Raw genomic sequence first — 22,078 nt, forward strand, 5'->3', positions numbered from 1 at the left:
TTTTAACCATGTATCATAACTTGAATATACCGATGATAATCAACAGTACACCTGGAAGAAAGGTCAATCGCTGGACAACTTTATTATTTGAAAGCAATTTCCCGCTTTGAAGCCCGCTCCAAATGAAAATTGAACTCATAACAGCGATGCAACCTGCAAGGATAATCGGTGAAATGCCGATCATAGCCGCGCCAACTCCGGCACCGAACGCATCCAGCGAAAGTGCAAATCCCAGAACAAGCGCTTCAACACCCGTAATCGTACCTGATTTATCAAAATCGGCATTCAATGGTTTTTGTAAAATATTAATGACTACCCCAAGTGATTTAATTTCAAAATTAAAGATGATCTTTTCATGATATCTATCATCTTTCAAATCTTTTTCAGGCTTAAAATACTGGTATACCATCCAGGCACCAAGGAAAATGAGGATGATGCCACCCGTTTTTTCAGCCGCCCCGACCGATATGAGCTGACTGATGAATTGTCCGATGACCATCGCAATACCTAAACTCAATGCAGAACAAAACGAGATGACCGCTATTGACCTTAAGGGGATTTTCATCTTCCGCATACCGAATGTCATACCTACGCCAAATCCGTCAATACTAACTGCAAAAGCTAGAAAAATAATTTGTAACCACATCGGAATAATACTCCTTCCCTACTCGTTGCTACCCTAGTATATGGATGGAGCCAATCCGATGTGTTTGAAAAAACATTACCTATTTTAACGGCTGGCATGACGGGCAAATATGTGTGCCGCGTCCTGCAACGACCAGTTTTTCAAGTGGCGTGCCGCATGTTTTGCAGTTCTCGCCTTTTCGTCCATAAACATTAAGTTCCAACTGAAACATGCCGATTTGCCCTTGGGAATTAATATATGAACGAATCGTACTCCCGCCTTTTTCCACAGCTTCACCTAACGTCGCGATGATTTCTGCATGCAACGTTTTGATTTCCTGCAACGAGAGTGAAGAAGCGATTCTCTCCGGATGGATACCGGAACGGAATAACGACTCGTCTACATATATATTCCCAATGCCTACGACAACCGTTTGATCAAGGAGAACGGGCTTGATTTTCCTGTTGGTTCTTGCCAACTTGCCACTTAGCCCCTCGACAGTAAAATCTTCAGACAACGGTTCAGGCCCTAAATGCAACAGTGGCAGCCGCTCAAGTTCTTCCCCTTTGGCAAATAGATGCATCGTTCCGAATTTCCGGACATCCCTGTACCTGAGTTCACTGCCATCCGTGAAAGTGAAGATCACATGGGTATGCTTATCATACGGCTCTTCTTTTGGATGCACGCCGTATTTCCCTTCCATTCTTAAATGCGAAACCAATGAATAATCATCCAAGGTGAAAATGAGGAACTTGCCCCGACGACCTATTCCCGTAATCGTCTGTCCCCTTAAAGCATCCTGAAACTGTTCGACAGGTTCAGGCGCTTTTATGATCTTTGGCCAGAAGACTGACACTTCCTTGATTTCTTTTCCGAGCACGAGCTGCTCTAACGTTCTTCTGACTGTTTCCACTTCTGGAAGTTCTGGCATTGCAATCACCTATCTTTAATTATTTGGCATCAAACCATGTTGGCCCAAAAGCATAATCCACTTTAAGGGGCACGTTCAGTTCAATGGCATTTTCCATTTCCTCCGGAACGATCACTTTAAGGATTTCGAGTTCCTCGGGAGGCGTTTCAAAAATCAATTCATCATGCACCTGCAGAAGCATTCTCGTTTTAAGACCTTCCCGTTTCAGGCGCTTATTCATGTTTATCATGGCTAGCTTGATGATATCCGCGGCACTGCCTTGAATCGGCGTGTTCATCGCTGTCCGTTCGGCAAAGCTCCTGATGTTGAAATTCCTGCTTGTTATCTCAGGTATATAGCGCCTTCTTTGCATCAGAGTCGTGCTATATCCTTTTTGACGGGCCTCATGTATGCTTTCTTCCATATATTCCTGAACACCAGGAAAGCTTCTTAAATACTTCTCGATGAACTCTCCCGCTTCTTTTCTCGTGATGCCGAGACTTTGCGATAGCCCGTAGTCACTTATACCATAAACGATTCCGAAGTTGACCGCTTTGGCATGGCGCCTCATGTTCGCCGTGACTTGCTCTGCCGGTACGTGGAATACATCCATGGCTGTCCTTGTATGGATGTCCATCCCGGCCTGGAATGCTTCCACCAATCCGCTGTCATTGGCGATATGCGCCAGGACGCGTAACTCGATCTGTGAGTAATCGGCAGCAAAAATGATCCAATCCTTTTCGGAAGGAATGAAGGCCTGCCTGATTTTCCTTCCTTCTTCCAGTCTGATCGGGATATTCTGCAGATTGGGATCTGTAGAACTTAACCGGCCGGTCTGGGTCAATGCTTGGTTGAACCGGGTGTGCACCTTGTCCGTTTTGCCATTGACCACTTTAAGCAACCCTTCAATATAAGTTGATTGCAACTTACCAAGCTGGCGATATAGCAATATCTCCTTAACGATATCATGCTTGCTCTCCAGTTTTTCCAGCACATCGGCTGAAGTCGAATATCCTGTTTTGGTTTTCTTCATGACTGGAAGCTCCAACTTTTCAAACAGGATGGCCCCGAGCTGTTTAGGTGAATTGATATTGAACGCCTCTCCAGCCAAATCAAAAATTCGGGCTTCGATGTTTCTTAAGCGAACGGCTAACTCCTGTCCCATGCTTTTCAATCGGCCTATATCCACCTTGATTCCCTGCCATTCCATATTGGCCAGAATGATCGACAGTGGCAGCTCCAGTTCCGTAAACAGGTGAAATTGCTCGAACTCTTGCAGCTTATCGATCATCGGTTCTTTCAGAGAAAGGATCGCCTTCGATTTTCTGGCGATATGCTCCCTCAATTCCGCTTCCTCAGGTATTTTGCGTTTTGCACCTTTTCCATAAAAAACATCATCTGTTTCAAGACGGGTCGTACCTTGAGTTTTCGTGATTTCTGCCACTTCGTCCACTGACTCTGCGGGATTCAGGATATAGGATGCCAAAAATACATCAAAATCGATGCCTTTTATTTCGACTCCCCGATGACGCAGTGCCACAACCGTACGCTTCGCATCGAAAACCGTTTTCTTTTTTGTTTCATCCTCTGCCCAGGATATAAATGCCCCGGAACTCAGAGCATCATCCCCATTGAAGTAAAAATTACCTTGTTCATTACTGATGGCGATTCCCCTAATATCGGCATGATGATAATTATCTTCTAAAATCTCAACATATAAGGCACTTTCATCCGCAAACATTGCTTCTGTCATTTCGGACGTGTGCACTTCTATCTTCTCCTGTTCAAGCGGTGTACTTTCCGTTACATCCAATTTATCGAGCAAAGTCGAAAAACCAAGCTCCTTATAGAATGAGATGACTCGATCCTGATCCATGCCAGTGTACTCGGTCTCGTTTACGGAAACTTCAAGCGGCGCTTCCCTCGTTATCGTAGCCAGCTCTTTGCTCAATAGGGCCAGGTCTCTATGTTCTTCTATTTTCTCTTTCAATTTTTGTCCGCTTACCTCATCAATCGACTGCAGAAGGTTTTCAACCGTTTCGAATTGATGCAATAATTTAAGGGCAGTCTTTTCACCTACACCCGGAATACCGGGAATATTGTCGGAAGCATCTCCCATCAACCCTTTTAAATCAATGATTTGCAATGGGGATAGGCCGTATTTTTCATGTATATGCTTTGGAGTGTATTCCTCAATTTCAGTAATCCCCTTTTTCGTGATGGAAACCGTCGTACTAGGGGAGGATAATTGTGTTAAATCCTTATCACCTGAAATGACCTTCACTTCAAAACCATCTTTTTCCGCTTGTAAAGACAGCGTACCGATAATATCATCGGCTTCGTAGTTCTCCAGTTCATACCTTTTTATTTGAAAACAATCAAGCAGTTCGCGAATGAAAGGGAATTGCTCCGATAGTTCCGGGGGCGTTTTTTGGCGCCCGCCCTTATATTCTTTAAATGATGCATGTCTGAATGTCGTTTTACCAGCATCGAATGCCACAAGTATGTGGGTTGGCTTTTCTTCTTCGAGAATGCGATTGAGCATCATGGTGAATCCGTACACGGAATTCGTATGGACCCCCTTATCATTATTCAAGAGCGGAAGCGCAAAAAACGCACGGTATGCAATGCTGTTTCCATCTATAAGTACTAACTTTTTATCCAAATCCGTCTTCCTCCAGTCATACAGGTTTATGTAGTTGTAGCTTCTATATTAAAACGCAAAAAGCCGTTCATTTTCTTTCTCTATTCTACCATGAGTAGAAGCGGAAAGAAAAATGACGGCATCAAGGTTATTTAGTATTTCCCATTAACAGGCTGGCATAAGGGGAATCCGAAGGCAGAACGATGACCGTTTGATCACCAATCGTTTTTTTGTAGGATTCAAGAGTCCGGTATAGTTTATAGAATTCGGGGTCTTTGGAAAACGACTTATTATAGATTTTCGCTGCTTCCCCTTCACCTTCAGCCCTGATCACTTCTGCATCAGCCTCTGCAGTGGAGAGCAATTCTTTCACTTTTCGATCAGTATCCGCAATGATACGGTTTTTCTTCGCATCACCTTTGGATAAGTATTCTTGCGCTTTCGATTCCCGCTCGGAAATCATCCTCTTGAAGACGGATGCTTCGTTTTCGGAGGGCAAGTCAGTCCGCTTTATCCGGACATCCGTCAAGCTGATTCCATAGCTGTCCTTTTGCAGCAGATCGTTGACTTTTTCGGTTATGCGGTCGTTTAAACTTCCCCTTGATGACTTCTCATCATTGATGATCTCGTCATAATTCAGCTGGCCAAGCTCAGAACGAACTGCCGAATAGATGAACTCTTCCATTTTCGTTTCGGCATTCTCTAGTGTCCTTGCATTTGTAATCAATTTCTTCGGATCTTCTATTCTCCAAACTGCATAGTTATCGATCAGCATCCGCTTTTTATCTTTCGTATTGATTTCCGCTTCGGAAACATCAGAAGTCATCTGATACTTCGGCAGGGTCATGATACTCTGTATGAATGGCACCTTCGCCTTCAATCCCGGTGTCTTATCGATCCTTACCACCTCACCGAATTGGCGGACGACTTTGTATTCGCCCTCTTTGACGATATAGACATTGGTGAGGATGATTAGCAGCAACGCGATGAAAATAATCAGGAAAATGCCGATTCTCACATAGCCCCTCCAATGAAAATCCCCTTTTTTCAACTCAGAGAAATCTATTATTTTTCCGCTCATTGTTTAGTGCCCCCTTCCCCTGTCGCTTTTTCTTCCGATGCATTCGCTTTGTTCGTTTCTTCTTCAGGTATAGCGGCTTCATCGGAGGCAGGAGTTTTTTTCGTTTCCTCCTTTTCAAGCGAGCGAAGCGGCAAGTACTTCATGGTGTTTCCATCATCATTCATAATATAAATCTCTGCATTCGGCATTACTTCCTCAAGGGTTTCAATAATGAGGCGGTCCTTCGTAATCCCCTTGTTGCCCTTATACTCACTAAGTAATTTTTCAAAGACCGCTACATCCCCGCGGGCAGCTTCGGTACGGGCAGCTTTATCCCCATTAGCCTGTGAAATGAGGGCATCTTTTTCCCCTTCTGCTTCATTCATACGTTTATTTTCATATTTATCCGCTTCGTTGATTTTCGTATTCGCCGTTTCCCGGGCATCCGTTACATTGGTAAATGCTTTCCGCACTTCTTCATTCGGTAACTCCACGTCCTGGAGTTTAACCGCAGATATGGAAATCCCGACATCATATTTCTCCATTAGCTGTGATAATAAATCGCGTACATCCGCTTCGATTTGCGCTTTACCGGATGTAAGGGCATCATCGATTTTCGTGCTGCCGATAATGCTCCGTAATGCAGCTGAAGTCGTATCGTATAATATTTTTTCTGGATCCTCTGCATTGTATAGATATTTTGGAGGGTCGGTGATTTTCCACTGGACCACCAGGTCGGCCAGCACAATATTTTCATCACCCGTAATCATTTTGGTCTCGCTCGGGTAATCCTTCACCTCTCCATCCTCTTCCTTATATCCAAATTTAAGACTGAATGTTTCTTTGGATAATTTCTCGACGGATTGAATGGGCCAAGGCAGTTTAAAGTGAAGTCCTGGTTCCGTTATCGTTTGCTCCACTTTACCAAACGTCATGATGACAGCTTGATCGGATTCATCAACCGTGTACCAGGTCGATATCGCAACTACACCTAAAATTAAAATAAGAAAGACAAGTCCTGTGATCGTATATATCCTTTTTAAGCTAACGATATGTATCACCCCTTCTTTGCAGTTATATCTTATTTACGCAAGGAAGGGCCTAAAGTTTCATAAAAATCAAATATTTTTCCAGGAAAATAGGATAGAGGAATCGTTCCAGGGAAATATAGCCAAAAATAAAAGACAGAGACTATGTCTCTGTCAATGTTTAACTCCTTGGATGAGGGGTTAGAACCATTGTACCCCTGCATTATGAAGTCCGTTTTAAGGAATTGTAAAGGACATGTAAATAAGAAACCCGCTACATTCCTTTTAAGCTTTTATTTAATGTGACTGTAAAAGTCGTCCCGGTTCCAGGTGTGCTTTCCACATTGATTTTACCTTTATGGACTTCTATTATATGCTTGACGATTGCCAGTCCAATGCCCGTTCCTCCTGAATCGCGGCTCCTCGCCTTATCGATCCGATAAAATCGTTCAAAGATCCTCGGCAGTTCTTTTTCTTCGATGCCGATCCCGCTGTCTTGCACTGCTATATCGACCGTCTGTTCATTTTCAATGATATCAACGGTGACCCTGCCGCCATTTGGTGTATAGGTCAATGCGTTCGTAATCAAATTGATGAAAACCTGCTTGATCCTGTCAGATTCCCCTTCAACTAATACTGGTTCCGGTGATGTTTTAATTTCAAGGGATACATCTTTTTCTTTCAGCTTGCCTATAAGCATCTCTTGTATTTCACCAAGCACTTTCGTAATATCCACGACCCCTGCGTTTAAAACGAACTCCTGTTGCTCCATTTTGGATAAATTCAGAAGCTCCTGAATGAGTTCCTGCAGCCGATCACTTTCTTTCAGGATAATCGTTAAAAAGTGTTTTAAGGTCTTTTCGTCCTTTAAGGCGCCATCCAACAATGTTTCAGAAAAGCCTTTTATAGAAGTGATCGGGGTTCTCAATTCATGGGACACATTAGCCACGAAATCCTTCCGCATCTGCTCGAGCCTTTTCAATTCGGTGATATCATGGAAAATGAGGAGGATCCCCTTCCATTCATCGTGATTCCCGATAATGGGAGCCCCATAAATCTCAAAATGCTTACGTTCTATGGCAAGTGGTATTTTCACCTGTCGTTTAATCGTCTTTTCCGTTCGAAAGATTTCTTCGATGATGGCTATGACTTCCTGATCTTTAATGACCGAATAATATTCCTGAAACAAAAACGTAGCGGAGTTCACACGAAAACTTTTCTTGAATTCCCGGTTGATTAATGTAGTATACCCTTTACTGTCTATCAGCAAGACACCACTACCGATGTTTTCAACAAGTGTTTCCAAACGATCCTGATTCATTTCCCTCGCTATCTCTGTTTCCTGAAGATTCCTCGCCAATATGTTCAAGGAAGTTGTCAGCATTCCCGTTTCATCCGAATGCCGCCCGAATGTCCTGGTTCCATAATTCCCTTTTGCCAGTTCAATGGCAGCCATCGTCGCCTCCTCGATTGGACGCGTATAATATGAAGTGATTTTGCTCGCAAGCATGAGAATGATGATCAAGGCAACCCCTAAACAAATGATCAATATTTGCCACATTTGTTTATTCACTTGATTGATGGCCTCTATTTCATTGCTATGTACGACAAAGCCTTCAATCTTTCCATCCTTTTCAATCGTCTTCCAATAATAATGGAGGTCCGATTCGCCTTCGACCACTTCATACCCTTCCCCTTGCTTAAGCCCTTTTTCCAAAGTTATTTTACGAAGGACATTGGCATGGCCTTTAAATATTTCATTGGATGTTGTCGAATCGTATAATATTTCCCCATTCGTGGAGAGAATGGTTAAATTCGAATCTAAAAGGGGTGTCAGTTTTGCCGTCTTCCCTTTTTCCAAAAAGGAGTCAATCCCGCCATGCTCCTGAATATATGTAGAAATGAAAAATGTTTCGTTCTTTATACGGTCATTGAACGTTTTAATATAATAGCTTTTGAACAAGTGTCCCAATAAAAAGCCCACGGCCATCAGGACGACCATCACCAGTGTGATGAGGGTAAATAAGAGCTTTTTACGATAGGTCGTCATTCTTTTTTAGGCTCCTCAAGCTTATACCCCAAGCCCCTTATCGTTTTAATATATAAAGGTTTTTTTGTATCTTTTTCTATTTTTTCCCGAAGATGGCTAATATGGACATCGACGATTCGTGAGTCTCCCGCGAAATCATAATTCCATACTGCACTCAGCAGTTGATCCCTGGTCAGCACTCTTCCTTTATTCTTCGCCAGATATAAAAGTAATTCAAATTCCTTTGGAGTCAATTCTAATTGCTGTTCATCAAAGAATGCTTCGTATCGTTCCGGAAACACTTTCAATTCCCCTAATTTCAAGAGGCCATCTTCCAGATCCTGACTTGAATCACCGCCGTTAGCTTGTAACTGGGATCTTCTTAAAATGGCTTTAATCCGGGCCACTACCTCCCTAGGACTGAATGGCTTGGTCAAATAATCATCCGCCCCTAGTTCAAGTCCCAGCACCTTGTCAAATTCATCGTCCTTAGCTGTCAGCATCAAGATCGGTATATTGATTTTTTGCTGGCGAAGCTGCTTACATACTTCAAGCCCGTCCATTTTAGGCAGCATCAAATCCAATACCACTAAATCGGGGCGTATATCCACGGCAGCCTCCAGCCCTTGTTCTCCATCCAAAGCTGTGATCACCGAATAGCCTGCTTGTTCTAAATTGTACTGAAGTAAGGTAACTATTGATTGTTCATCATCCACTACGAGAATTTTCTTTGACATTAGATCCTCCTGAATTATGTATTACCCAAAAGACCAATTTCTTGGTCTACTCATCCAATTCCATTATAAAGAATATTATATGAAATTTACACATAAAAAAAACGGAAAGTAAGTTATTCCTTGTCTTCAGCAGGGAGTTCATAAGTTCTCAGGACTTTTGAAGCGAAAAAAACTGTCCGGAATCGGAAAAAGACCATGGCCTTTTCTCCCTATATCCGAACAGTCTGATCATGTTCAATTATTGAAGGACTTGCATTACTGCTTTAACTGATTCAACTGATTTTGAAAGTGACGCTTTTTCGTCTTCAGTCAATTCCAGTTCGATGATTTGTTCAATGCCCTTTGCACCCAGAACAGTCGGCACTCCAAGGTAGATACCTTCAAATCCATATTCACCTTCAAGATAAGCGATGGACGGAAGAACGCGACGTTGGTCTTTAAGGATCGCTTCAGCCATTTCCACTAAAGATGCTGCCGGTGCATAATAGGCGCTTCCGTTTCCAAGAAGGTTGACGATTTCTCCGCCGCCAGTGCGGGTACGAGCCACGATTGCTTCTAAACGATCTTGGGGGATCAATGTTTCCAAAGGAATCCCTCCTGCATAAGAGTAACGTACCAATGGAACCATATCATCTCCGTGTCCACCAAGTACGAAGCCAGTTACATCTTTAACCGATAAGTTTAATTCTTGAGCTACGAAAGTACGGAAACGAGCTGTATCAAGGACACCTGATTGTCCGATAACGCGTTCTTTAGGGAAACCTGATTCTTTGTAAACAGTGTAAGTCATTGCATCTACAGGGTTAGTCAAAACGATGATGGTTGTGTTAGGGGAATATTTAACGACTTCTTTTGTTACTGATATCATAACTTTTTGGTTAGTTTGAACTAAGTCGTCACGGCTCATGCCGGGTTTACGGGCAATTCCGGCAGTGATGATCACTACGTCGGAATCCGCTGTTTCTGCATAGTCGGATGTACCGATGATGTTAGCATCGAAACCTAGGACAGGTCCTGCTTCCGCCATATCAAGGGCTTTACCTTTAGTAGGGTTTTCAGCTTGCGGGATATCAACTAAAACGATATCGCCAAGTTCTTTTTGAGCGGCTAAGAATGCTGCTGTAGCACCAGTGAATCCAGCACCTACAACTGTGATTTTTTTACGTTTAGACATGTTATTTCCTCCTTAAAATATTATGAATACTTTTGGAATACTTTTAACATCCTCATGAAATATAAGCTTCCTGGAAAAGCAGCCCATTCAGGCACTTTTCCAGAAAGCATGTAATGAATTATTTAAGGTTTTTGATAAGCTCGTCTGCGAACTCAGAACATTTAACTTCCGTTGCACCTTCCATTAGGCGGGCAAAGTCGTATGTAACAACTTTAGAAGCGATTGTTTGTTCCACTGATTTAGTGATGCTGTCTGCAGCTTCGTTCCAGCCAAGGTGCTCAAGTAAAAGAACGCCTGAAAGAAGAACTGAAGATGGGTTAACTTTATCAAGACCAGCATATTTAGGAGCCGTTCCGTGAGTTGCTTCGAAGATGGCATGTCCAGTTTCGTAGTTGATGTTTGCTCCTGGAGCGATACCGATTCCGCCAACTTGTGCAGCTAATGCATCAGAAATGTAATCTCCGTTCAAGTTCATTGTTGCAACAACATCAAACTCTTTAGGACGAGTCAGGATTTGTTGTAAGAAGATATCAGCAATTGAATCTTTAACGATGATTTTGCCTTCAGCTTCAGCAGCAGATTGTGCTTTGTTAGCAGCTTCAGTGCCTTCAGCTTCTTTAATTTTGTCATATTGGTTCCATGTGAACACTTTATCGGCGAATTCTTGTTCTGCAACTTCATAACCCCAAGTTTTGAATGCACCTTCAGTGAACTTCATGATGTTACCTTTATGAACAAGCGTTAATGACTTACGGCCTTCTTTGATCGCATAGTTAAGTGCAGAGCGAACAAGACGTTTCGTACCTTCTTCGGAAATCGGTTTAATTCCGATACCTGAAGTTTCAGGGAAACGAATTTTTTGAACACCGAATTCATTTTGCAGGAATTCGATTAATTTTTTAGCTTCGTCAGAACCTTTTGCATATTCGATACCAGCATAGATATCTTCAGTGTTTTCACGGAAGATGACCATGTCAGTGTCTTCTGGACGTTTAACTGGTGAAGGTACACCTTCAAAGTAACGTACTGGACGAAGACATACGAATAAGTCCAATACTTGACGCAATGCAACGTTCAATGAGCGGATACCGCCACCGATTGGAGTTGTAAGAGGTCCTTTAATAGCGATTAGATATTCGTTAATGACATCAAGAGTTTCTTGTGGAAGCCATTCGCCCGTTTGGTCAAATGCTTTTTGTCCAGCTAAAACTTCTTTCCATTCGATTTTCTTTTCGCCATTGTAAGCTTTTTCAACTGCTGCGTCTAAAACGCGGGATGCTGCAGCCCAGATATCAGGACCGATTCCGTCTCCCTCAATATAAGGAACGATTGGATTGTTTGGTACGTTAAGAGCACCGTTAGTAACTGTGATTTTTTGGCTTTGTGTCATGTCTCTTACCTCCGATTCAAATTCAAAGGTTAGATGGCCTGCCATTTAATGGGGCAGAACCACTAACCTTTTTTACTCACATCTATTAATTTACTACAAATTCGATGAAATAAAAAATGATTTTTCGAAAAAACTTTTAATTAGCGTTTTTCAATCGGTACGTATTTTTGCATACCTGGTCCAACATACTCTGCACGCGGACGGATAAGGCGGTTGTTTGAATATTGCTCAAGGATGTGAGCGATCCAGCCTGAAGCACGGCTTACAGCAAAGATTGGTGTAAATAGGTCATGCTCGATACCTAAACTGTGGTATACGGAAGCAGAATAGAAATCCACGTTCGGCGGAAGATTTTTTTGACCGGTTACGATTTCATGAATTTTGATGGACATATCATAATATTGCGGTTGTCCAGTAAGTTCAGTCAGTTTTCGTGACATTTCTTTAAGGTGCTTAGCACGAGGATCACCTTTACGGTATACACGATGGCCAAAGCCCATGATTTTTTCTTTATTGGCTAATTTTTCGTTGATATATGGCTCAACGTTTTCAACTGAACCAATTTCTGTAAGCATTTTCATGACTTGTTCGTTAGCTCCGCCGTGAAGAGGGCCTTTTAAAGCGCCGATGGCAGAAGTTACGCCAGAATAGATATCAGATAATGTAGCCACACAAACGCGTGCAGTGAATGTAGAAGCGTTTAATTCATGGTCAGCATGAAGAACCAATGCTTTGTTGAATGCTTCTTCTTCGATTGCCGTTGGTTCGTTACCGCTTAACATATATAAGAAGTTAGCAGCAAAGCTTAAATCAGTACGTGGAGCAACAGCTTCTTTCCCTTGACGGATGCGAGCGAAAGTTGTTACCAATGTAGGGATTTTTGCTTGGATGCGGATTGCTTTACGATAGTTAGCATCTTCACTCATTACATCTGCTTCTTCATCATAAAGACCCAGAAGAGATACTGCAGTGCGAAGAGCTCCCATTGGATGTACTTTATCGATTGGGTATGTTTTGAAGTGATTAACCACTTCAGCTGGAATTTCAGCATTTTCAGCAAGTTGTTGAGTTAATTCTTCTAATTGGCTTTTGTTCGGAAGAGCTCCGTGCCATAAAAGATAGATTACTTCCTCGAATGTTGCGTTAGAAGCTAAATCATCGATGTCATAACCTACATACGTTAATGTGTCATCGATGATGGAGCTTACTGATGAAGTTGTTGCTACCACACCTTCAAGACCTTTTGTTGCTGTCATACTAAATCTCTCCTTTTCCTAAATATTCCCCTATGCCCTTGCTATTAGCGTATAAATATAGCGCTTCCAAGAAATTAGCTATTGTAAACAACCATCTATTTTTTAGCAGAAGACATACATCTTGTATTGGAAGCGTTCACAGAATATGACCCCAACAATAGTAAAATGTACGATAATCCTTTAAACGAAAATCTAAAAATAATGCTTGTAGCTATTCCTAGTGAGCGCTTGCTCAATAACTACATCTTTTTTTAAGATTCCTCAAAAATATCAAAGATATTCTGAATCCCAATTTTAATAAATCAGAGCAGTTACAACATTATTATAAACAATAAACACTTTTTTGGGAATGAAAAGCACTTAAAATGTGAAAAAATTATTATTTTATTAGAAAAATTAGCTACATATTCTCTTGCTTTTTTTTATGCGATCCAAAACGTTTTTTTGAAAATTCGCCTCAAAGCAGAATAAACGAAACATTAAATAGAAAATTTCCTTCTCCACGACTGACGGGTTTTTCTCCCCTCTGCCACTCGCTTCATTTAAAAAAATTAAAGATCTGCATGCATAAATAAGCAATTCCCGCCCCGATTAATGGACCGACAGCCACACCTTTGAATAATGCGACTGCAAGTATCGTCCCAAAAACAAGAGCCGTGGTAATGTGCGGATCATGTGATAAAAGCGTAATCCCATTTTTCGCTATGAGCGCAACCGCTATTCCAGATGCAAGCGCAATCCAGGCATAAGGAGATTTTATTGCGTCTCCGAGTTCCTTGAAACCTATCGCCCCGTTTGCTATGGGTATGAGTACCGAAATCGTAATGATCGTAACGCCCAGGTTGATTCCTTTCGCTTCCAGGTATGGAAACACTTTAGCGTCAAGGCCGATCAGCTTCATGCTTAAAAGAAAACCCGCAGCCATGATCAGTGAGGTATTTTTCCCAAACCAACCGATTGCAGCAAGCAGAATTAAAAATACGACAGGACCGTTGATCATTCTCCCTTCACCTTCTTCCTTCTGTTTTTGTTATTTTAACATAACAAACTCCCGTATTTCCTGGGAGAAAAATGATTTATGGAACGATGTATCGGCGGAAAAAATTTAAGCCGAAAGATGAAAGAATCTTTCCTTTCTTTTCCATCATCGTTACAATTATAATACAAACTTTATGATTGAAGGAGGATATGACTTGAATCCGGTATATATGTATCGTTTCATTCGCTCTTTACTGGTCATCGGAGGGATAATTTTAGGCGGAATTGCCTTGTTTTATTTATCTAAATATACATATCCATTCATCATTGCCATGATAATCGCTTTCTTGATGAATCCCCTGGTCACTTTTTTCGAAAGGAAAGGAAGGCTGCCACGGGGGCTGGCTGTATTTGTTTCCCTATTACTCATTTTCCTTTTATTTGCGGGCCTCATCACATTACTGGTCACCGAGATCATTTCAGGGACCAATTACCTGGCCGGTGTCATCCCGAAACATATTGAAACCATCGTGGATTATATAGAAACATACATCGCGTCCACCGTCATCCCTTTTTATAATCAAATAGCAGCCATGTTCAATAATTTGGATACCGATCAGCAGGACACAGTCCTCAAGAATATCCAAAATATCGGTGAATCCATCACTACCGGAGTAAGCGGCTTCATTCAAGCTTTCTTGAAGAACATCCCCACAATCATCGGATGGTTTCCAACTACAGCAACGGCACTCCTTTTTACCCTGCTGGGCACTTTCTTCATCAGCAAAGATTGGGATACCTTTAACCGCATGACCGGAAAGGTATTGCCTGATAAGATTTTTGCAGGTGCCAAGCGTTTATTCAGGGACTTAAAACGGGCTTTGTTCGGATTTATCCGTGCACAATTCACACTTGTTTCATTGACGACTGTCACGATTTTAATCGGATTTCTCATTTTGGGGGTGAATTATTCGATTACCATTGCCCTGATATGCGGACTGGTCGACATCATCCCCTATTTAGGTACAGGTACGGTTTTCATTCCTTGGATCATCTTTGAATTCATTGCCGGGAATACAAGTCTTGCAATCGGTTTGTCCGTTCTTTACATAATCGTCGTTGTCCAGCGTCAGTTAATAGAGCCAAAAGTACTTTCTTCCAGTATTGGTTTGGATCCGCTTGCCACTCTCATCGCCTTGTTCATCGGCTTCAAATTGATCGGTTTCCTAGGTCTGATCGCAGGACCTGTCGTACTTGTCATATTCAATACACTCCAGCGTGCCAATGTCTTCAAGGCCATCTGGATCTTCATTATCGGCGATACGAAGAAAACGACTTAAGATACTCCAGACATCTATTAGCATTCACCATTTCCATTTAAAAATCCGCCTTGGGTACAAGGCGGATTTTTGGTTTTAAGCTAAAATTATTTTGACGTCTCGAATTGTTCTGTTTCAGTAGAACCTGCAAGCGCTGTTGTGGATGATGTTCCACCAGAAACGACTTGTGCCACTTCATCAAAGTAACCAGTTCCCACTTCACGCTGATGGCGTGTTGCCGTATAGCCGTCTGGCTCACTAGCGAACTCCGCTTGTTGAAGTTCTGAGTATGCAGCCATGCCGCGGTCTTTATAACCAAGAGCAAGGTTGAACATGCTATGATTCAATGAGTGGAAGCCTGCAAGTGTAACGAATTGGAATTTATAACCCAATTTACCCAATTCCACCTGATAATTTGCAATCTCTTCATCACTTAATTTCGCTTTCCAGTTAAATGATGGGGAACAATTGTATGCTAGCAGTTTGCCCGGGAACTCTGCATGGATCGCTTCGGCAAAGCGGCGAGCATCGGCTAGATTAGGTTCAGAAGTCTCACACCAGATAAGGTCGGCATATGGCGCATAAGCCAGACCTCTTGCAATTGCTTGGTCAAGACCTGCATTCGTGCGATAGAATCCTTCTGGAGTCCTTTCGCCAGTGATGAATGGTGCATCGACCGGATCGATATCATCGGTGATCAAATCTGCAGCATCAGCATCGGTACGGGCAATCAAGATAGTCGGTGTACCCATTACGTCGGCTGCCAATCGGGCGGAAACTAAATTACGTACTGCCGTTTGGGTTGGAAGAAGCACTTTACCGCCTAGGTGACCGCATTTTTTCTCGGAAGAAAGCTGGTCTTCAAAATGAACGCCTGCCGCTCCAGCTTCGATCATTCCTTTCATTAATTCGAAGACGTTAAGGGAACCGCCAAAGCCTGCTTCAGCATCCGCCACGATTGGAGCGAACCAATCGATATCATCTTTTCCTTCAGCAAAGCTGATTTGGTCTGCACGCTGAAGTGTCTGATTAATGCGTTTAACTACTTGCGGCACGGAGTTGGCTGGATATAAACTTTGATCAGGGTACATTTGCCCTGCGATGTTAGCATCTGCCGCCACTTGCCAACCGCTTAAGTAAATTGCTTTTAAACCAGCTTTCACCTGCTGCATGGCTTGGTTACCAGTCAACGCCCCTAATGCATTGATGAAATCCTCCGTATTCAATAGATTCCATAGTTTTTCAGAACCACGGCGTGCCAATGTTTGTTCAATATCGATGGAACCTCTTAGTTTAATAACTTCTTCGGCCGTATAAGGACGCTTAACACCAGTCCACCGTGAGTCATTTTCCCAGCTTTGTTGTAATTTTTGCGCTCTCTCATTCATCATCATTATTTCCTCCTAATTCATCATTTATATTTTGAATATTAAGATAATTTTTCGTATGCCGCATTCGTTAAGAAGTCTGCAAAGTCATCCGCTTCAATCAATTGTTCAAATAGTTTAGCAGACTCTTCAAACTTTCCTGATTTGAAAGCTTCTTCCCCTACTTCCGATTTAATGACCGCCAATTCTTCTTCTTTGATTTGATGGAATAATTCCTCGGTTATTTTCCTGCCATCTTCGAGAATGCCTTTTGGATGACGGATCCATTGCCAAACTTGAGCCCTTGAAATTTCAGCGGTGGCAGCATCTTCCATTAAGTTATTGATGGGTGCCGCACCTCTGCCGCTTAACCAGGAGGCGATATATTGGATGCCTACGTTAATATTCGTCCTTAATCCTGCCTCTGTGATCGTTCCTTCCGGTACAGCCAGCAACTCTTGAGCTGTTACATGGACATCTTCCCGTTTTCGGTAAATTTGATTCGGTTTTGGGACGAGCAGGTCAAAAACCTCTTTTGCCGTGCTTACCATACCTGGATGGGCAACCCATGTTCCATCATGACCGTCTCTTGCTTCGCGTTCTTTATCCGCCTTTACTTTCGCAAAAGCCTCATCGTTCTTGACCGGGTCATTTTTCACAGGAATTTGCGCCGCCATCCCGCCGATTGCAGGAGCATTACGAGTGTGGCATGTTTTGATTGCCAGTAAGGAATACGCCCTCATGTTCGGGACGGTCATCGTGACCTGCTGCCGGTCTGGGAAGATGACATCATCCGAGTGACGGAATTTCTTCAGGAAACTAAAGATATAATCCCAGCGGCCACAGTTCAGGCCTGCCGAATGTTCTTTCAGCTCGTACAGAATTTCGTCCATTTCGAATGCAGCAAGAATCGTTTCTATCAAGACCGTTGCCTTGATGGTTCCTTGCGAAATTCTCAAATCGTTCTGTGCATATACGAATATGTCATTCCATAATCTTGCTTCTAGATGACTTTCCATTTTTGGTAAGTAAAAGTATGGACCGCTTCGTTTTTCGACCAATGCTTTTGCGTTGTGGTAAAAGTACAGTCCGAAATCAAAAATGCTGGCTGATATAGGCTGTCCATCCAATAGGACATGTTTTTCCTCCAAATGCCAGCCGCGCGGCCTTACCTTCAGGACAGCTGTTCTTTCATTTAATTCATACACTTTGCCATTTGGATTTTTAAATGAAATGGTTCCGCGAATTGCATCCCGCAGATTCAATTGGCCATCAATGCAATTCTCCCAAGTGGGTGAATTGGCATCTTCAAAGTCCGCCATGAATACATTGGCACCTGAGTTCATGGCATTGATGATCATTTTACGATCAACAGGTCCAGTGATTTCAACCCTGCGGTCCTGCAAATCATTCGGGAGGGGCGCAATCGTCCAATCACTTTCGCGAATATGCTTCGTTTCTTCAAGGAAATCAGGAAGCTTACCTTGATTCAGTTCTTCCTGAACGCTTTTCCGCCGTTCTAGAAGTTCTTTCCTTCTTCCACTGAAATGCCGTTCAATTCTTTCAATGAATTGAAGAGCTTCCGTTGTAAGTATTTGTTCATATCCTGGCTTAATGTTGCCTGTAATTTGTAAGCCTTTTGCTTCCGTAATCATGTTGCCTCTCCACATCCTTTCCAAATCCCCTATGTTATAATACAGTTGTTTTATTTCTTGATTGTATTATATAACACGTTGTATAAATTTGTCACCAGTTTTTTCTAAAAAATCTAAAAAAAAGATTTTTAATCATGGAAAAGCCTGATTTACCAATGTTTCCAAAGGGTTAATCTTTAAAATTCCTGTTATTACACACTTTTTCAATCTCATGGAATTCATCATTTAATAGTAAAACAGGCAAAATCCGATTAACCATGTAACTCTTTTCATTGTTTAATCAAAAAAAGCATCCTATAAAAACTTGGATGCTTTTTTCGACCTTTTTTCCAGACCAAAAAAGGCTGCCTAAAAGCTTTAGCCTTTAGACAGCCTTATATTATTTATGCTGAATGATGGTAACTTTCCCTTTATTCATCCTGTTCATGATAAACCGGATAACAATCGGTTTGAGGAGTTTCCGGGTTGGCGGAAACACAAGAATCAATCCCATGATATCCGAGATGAGCCCAGGGGACAGCAACAGTGCAGCTCCGATAAAGATACAGATTCCATCAATGATTTCATTTCCTGGCATCATTCCGTAACGAATCTGTTCCTGTGCCTTTTTCCATGTTTCCATCCCTTGCCGTTTAGCCAAATATGCCCCGATCAAACCTGTGGCTACAATCAGGAACAGCGTTGGCCAAAAACCAATCAGATTGCCTGACAGCAAAAGGACAATAATTTCAACGACCGGCATCGCAATGATAAACATTAAAAAATATTTCATCTACATTCCTCCTGCACAGCCCATTTCTGGTGCGGTACATCCATCTTACCTCATTTGCACGGAATCAGCCAAAATTTCGTTTTACAAAACGTTGGCATGCCCATCGTAAATGACTCCGCGACCTGCATCGACTGTTATTCTTTGACCATCCTTGAAAACCTTGGTCGCTTCCTCCGCCCCAACGATGACCGGTATGCCCAATGTAACTCCTACAACAGCTGCATGGCTTGTCAAACCGCCTTCTTCCGTAATCAATGCCGCACACTTTTCAATCGCCGGCATCATTTCACGGTCCGAACCGATCGTAACCAATACAGAGCCTTCCGTCACTTTTTCCAAAGCTTCCTTGGCATTCTTAGCTACAACCACTTCACCTTTCGCTGATTTCCTGCCGATTCCTTGAGCCTTCAAAAGAACCTCTCCTAACACATGAATTTTCATCAAGTTAGTCGTACCTGTTTCACCTACAGGTACACCGGCTGTAATGACGACTAAATCCCCATGGGAAACTAATCCGGAATGCAAGCTTTCATCTATTGCGGTTTGAAGCATTTCATCGGTAGTCGTCGCTTTTGGACCAATCTGCGGATAGACTCCCCAAGCCAATGCAAGCCGTCTTGAAACATGATCATTGGATGTAACCGCAATGATCGGTGCTTTAGGGCGGTATTTGGAAATCATCCTTGCCGTATGACCGCTTTCTGTAGGGGTGATGATTGCCCCGGCATTAAGATTAAGCGCGGTGTGGGCAACGGATTGACCAATAGCATCAGTAACATTATGGCGGTTCACTTTGCTTCTGATTGATAATATATCCCGATAATCAAGGGCAGTTTCAGCACGTGAAGCAATGTTATGCATCGTTTGCACCGCTTCCACAGGATAAGTCCCAGCAGCTGTTTCGCCAGAAAGCATGATTGCATCCGTTCCATCAAATATGGCATTGGCGACGTCACTTGCTTCTGCACGGGTCGGCCTTGGATTACGCTGCATCGAATCGAGCATTTGTGTAGCCGTTATGACTGGTTTCCCAGCATTATTACATTTTTTGATCATCTGTTTTTGGACTAATGGCACTTCTTCTGCGGGAATTTCCACTCCCAAATCTCCCCGCGCTACCATCAAGCCATCTGAAACTTCCAAGATTTCATCAAGACGGTCCACGCCCTCTTGGTTTTCGATCTTAGGGATGATTTGAATATATTCCGCTCCATTTTGCTGCAATAATTCACTTACTTCAAGCACATCGGAAGCCCTGCGTACAAATGAGGCAGCAATGAAGTCAATACCCTGTTCGATCCCAAAAAGGATATCCTGTTCATCTTTCTCCGTTATGCCAGGCAGGTTAACCGAAACTCCAGGAACATTCACGCCTTTTTTGTTCTTAAGTGTACCGCTATTCAAGATCTTGGTATGGATTTCTTTTCTTACCTTATCTATCTTCAACACTTCAAGCCCAATCAAGCCATCATCCAAAAGGATTCTAGATCCTGGGTGGACATCATGCAGAAGCCCTTCATAGGTAATGGAGAATTTTTCAGGTGTTCCCAGGACTTCATTCATGGAAATAATGATTTCATTGCCGGCTACAAGCTCCATGGAGTCATTTTCCATATTATTTGTCCGTATTTCAGGTCCTTTTGTATCCAACAGGATGGCAACCTGTTTACCCGCTTTTTCGCTCGCTTCTCTGATATTGCGTATTCTAGCGGCATGTTCTTCATGATTTCCATGAGAAAAGTTAAGCCGTGCTACATTCATCCCCGCCTCTATTAATTGAACCAGCTTTTCTATACTTTCACTTGCGGGACCAATCGTACAAACAATCTTGGTTTTACGCATGTTTTCATCCTCCTTTAAGGAAAACTGCCGCCTGTCCACTGACAGGGGCGCAGTGTATTATGTCTTCTTTAAACATTCCTGCCGACCCATAATGATTAAATGGATAGCTCAGCAGATAATTCATACATTTTCTTATCAATAGTATGCGGTTTAGCAAGAGCTTCGATGATATCATAATCAACGAGTTGATTTTGTTCTATCCCGACAGCCTTGCCTCCTTTTCCTTCAAGAAGCAGTTCAACGGCTTTTGCTCCAAGCCGGCTTGCCAATACACGGTCATTTGCCGAAGGAGATCCTCCGCGCTGAACATGGCCCAGGACTGTTACACGGGTTTCAAACCCTGCCTTTTCCTCAATTTTCCTGGAAATATCAACGGCACTTCCAACACCTTCAGCTACAATGATGATACTATGCTTTTTCCCACGGTCATGTCCGCGGTTCAGCTTCCCAATCAGATCTTCTATATCATATTCATATTCAGGACAAAGAATCGTTTCGGCTCCGCCAGCCAATCCAGCCCAAAGCGCAATATCGCCGGCATCTCTTCCCATCACTTCAACGACATAAGTCCTTTCATGAGAAGTGGCCGTATCCCGAATTTTATCTATAGCATCGATGACTGTATTAAGGGCCGTATCGAAACCAATCGTGAAGTCCGTACCCGGTATGTCATTATCAATCGTTCCAGGAACCCCGATACAAGGGAAGCCCCTTTCCGTTAAAGCTTTCGCCCCGCGGTATGAACCATCGCCGCCAATGATGACAATGCCCTCGATACCAAGCTTATTCAATTGTTCAATCGCTTTCAGCTGGCCTTCCTCCGTCTTAAATTCCGGACAGCGAGCCGTATGTAACATCGTGCCGCCTCGATGAATGATATCCCCGACAGACCCAAGTTCAAGCTTCTTTATATTTCCATTTATCAGTCCCTGATAGCCATGATAAATTCCGAAGACCTCAATTTCATGAAAAATTGCTTTCCGGACAACCGCTCGGACTGCCGCATTCATGCCAGGAGAATCTCCTCCACTTGTCAATACACCTATTCTTTTCATAAATGTCACCTCTCTACAGCACTAATCAATTTTTAGCCTCGTTATATCATTGTACCCTTTTTCAAGCTTCAATAAGCAGGAAACTGCTTCACTTATGCTTACTTGATGTTATAAGACTAACCGATTCTCATTAGAAATTGAAGTAAAATGGCGCAAAAGTTTACATTCTACACACAAACCATATTCTTTACACGTTTCTGTAATGAATGCATATGTGCCCATGAAAGGATGAAAAAA

17 protein-coding genes are annotated in these 22,078 nt (G+C 42.6%); 1 reads left to right on the top strand and 16 read right to left on the bottom strand.

Annotation, left to right across the window (positions count from 1 at the left end):
• Window positions 1-13: 13 nt before the first annotated feature.
• The 11 genes from ytaF to N0M92_RS09015 all read right to left on the bottom strand — a co-directional run bounded on the left by ytaF (window position 14) and on the right by N0M92_RS09015 (window position 13,853).
• Window positions 14-646: a sporulation membrane protein YtaF gene (ytaF, locus tag N0M92_RS08965; RefSeq protein ID WP_260285389.1), complete on the bottom strand. Its 633-nt coding sequence runs from the start codon at window positions 644-646 to the stop codon at window positions 14-16.
• 79 nt (window positions 647-725) lie between these two features.
• Window positions 726-1,556: a DNA-formamidopyrimidine glycosylase gene (gene mutM, locus N0M92_RS08970; protein ID WP_260285391.1), complete on the bottom strand. Its 831-nt coding sequence runs from the start codon at window positions 1,554-1,556 to the stop codon at window positions 726-728.
• 19 nt (window positions 1,557-1,575) lie between these two features.
• Window positions 1,576-4,200: a DNA polymerase I gene (polA, locus tag N0M92_RS08975; RefSeq protein ID WP_260285392.1), complete on the bottom strand. Its 2,625-nt coding sequence runs from the start codon at window positions 4,198-4,200 to the stop codon at window positions 1,576-1,578.
• 127 nt (window positions 4,201-4,327) lie between these two features.
• Window positions 4,328-5,260 carry a protease modulator HflC gene (gene hflC / locus N0M92_RS08980; protein ID WP_076364772.1) on the bottom strand — a complete coding sequence of 311 codons (933 nt, stop codon included), beginning with the start codon at window positions 5,258-5,260 and terminating at the stop codon, window positions 4,328-4,330.
• Window positions 5,257-6,291, bottom strand: coding sequence for an FtsH protease activity modulator HflK (hflK, locus tag N0M92_RS08985; protein WP_192207993.1), 1,035 nt, complete (start codon window positions 6,289-6,291; stop codon window positions 5,257-5,259). The genes hflC and hflK overlap by 4 nt, the downstream gene beginning before the upstream one ends.
• A 250-nt stretch (window positions 6,292-6,541) precedes the next feature.
• Window positions 6,542-8,317 (bottom strand): two-component system histidine kinase PnpS, encoded by a 1,776-nt coding sequence (gene pnpS, locus N0M92_RS08990; protein ID WP_260285393.1) that lies wholly within the window; start codon window positions 8,315-8,317, stop codon window positions 6,542-6,544.
• Window positions 8,314-9,033: a response regulator transcription factor gene (locus tag N0M92_RS08995; protein ID WP_260285394.1), complete on the bottom strand. Its 720-nt coding sequence runs from the start codon at window positions 9,031-9,033 to the stop codon at window positions 8,314-8,316. Before N0M92_RS08995 ends, pnpS begins: the two co-directional genes overlap by 4 nt.
• A 238-nt stretch (window positions 9,034-9,271) precedes the next feature.
• Complete coding sequence (mdh, locus tag N0M92_RS09000; protein WP_260285395.1) at window positions 9,272-10,207, bottom strand: malate dehydrogenase; 936 nt, start codon at window positions 10,205-10,207, stop codon at window positions 9,272-9,274.
• A gap of 118 nt (window positions 10,208-10,325) precedes the next feature.
• Window positions 10,326-11,642, bottom strand: a complete 1,317-nt coding sequence (icd, locus tag N0M92_RS09005; protein WP_260285396.1) for an NADP-dependent isocitrate dehydrogenase — start codon at window positions 11,640-11,642, stop codon at window positions 10,326-10,328.
• A 95-nt stretch (window positions 11,643-11,737) separates the two neighbouring features.
• Entirely contained in the window at window positions 11,738-12,853 is a 1,116-nt protein-coding gene (gene citZ, locus N0M92_RS09010; protein WP_260285397.1) for a citrate synthase, read from the bottom strand.
• A gap of 538 nt (window positions 12,854-13,391) precedes the next feature.
• On the bottom strand, window positions 13,392-13,853 hold the full coding sequence (locus tag N0M92_RS09015; RefSeq protein ID WP_034309113.1) for a DUF441 domain-containing protein: 462 nt from the start codon (window positions 13,851-13,853) through the stop codon (window positions 13,392-13,394).
• Window positions 13,854-14,046: 193 nt separating this feature from the next.
• Here N0M92_RS09015 and ytvI point away from each other — a divergent pair, with 193 nt between their 5' ends.
• Window positions 14,047-15,171, top strand: a complete 1,125-nt coding sequence (ytvI, locus tag N0M92_RS09020) for a sporulation integral membrane protein YtvI (protein WP_260285398.1) — start codon at window positions 14,047-14,049, stop codon at window positions 15,169-15,171.
• Between the two features lie 86 nt (window positions 15,172-15,257).
• Here ytvI and aceA read toward each other — a convergent pair whose 3' ends face one another.
• From aceA to pfkA, 5 genes are all read right to left on the bottom strand, one after another.
• Complete coding sequence (gene aceA / locus N0M92_RS09025) at window positions 15,258-16,541, bottom strand: isocitrate lyase (RefSeq protein WP_192206040.1); 1,284 nt, start codon at window positions 16,539-16,541, stop codon at window positions 15,258-15,260.
• A 38-nt stretch (window positions 16,542-16,579) separates the two neighbouring features.
• A complete protein-coding gene (gene aceB, locus N0M92_RS09030; protein ID WP_260285400.1) occupies window positions 16,580-18,172 on the bottom strand; it encodes a malate synthase A in 1,593 nt (530 codons plus the stop codon).
• Window positions 18,173-18,551: 379 nt separating this feature from the next.
• Window positions 18,552-18,944 carry an FxsA family protein gene (locus N0M92_RS09035; RefSeq protein WP_260285402.1) on the bottom strand — a complete coding sequence of 131 codons (393 nt, stop codon included), beginning with the start codon at window positions 18,942-18,944 and terminating at the stop codon, window positions 18,552-18,554.
• Between the two features lie 81 nt (window positions 18,945-19,025).
• Entirely contained in the window at window positions 19,026-20,786 is a 1,761-nt protein-coding gene (gene pyk, locus N0M92_RS09040) for a pyruvate kinase (protein ID WP_260285403.1), read from the bottom strand.
• A 95-nt stretch (window positions 20,787-20,881) separates the two neighbouring features.
• The gene (pfkA, locus tag N0M92_RS09045) at window positions 20,882-21,841 is read right to left on the bottom strand and encodes a 6-phosphofructokinase (RefSeq protein ID WP_260285404.1); all 960 of its coding nucleotides are present in this window, start codon (window positions 21,839-21,841) and stop codon (window positions 20,882-20,884) included.
• Window positions 21,842-22,078 lie beyond the last annotated feature (237 nt).

Source organism: Peribacillus aracenensis, from assembly GCF_025175645.1.
Taxonomy (GTDB): domain Bacteria; phylum Bacillota; class Bacilli; order Bacillales; family DSM-1321; genus Peribacillus; species Peribacillus aracenensis.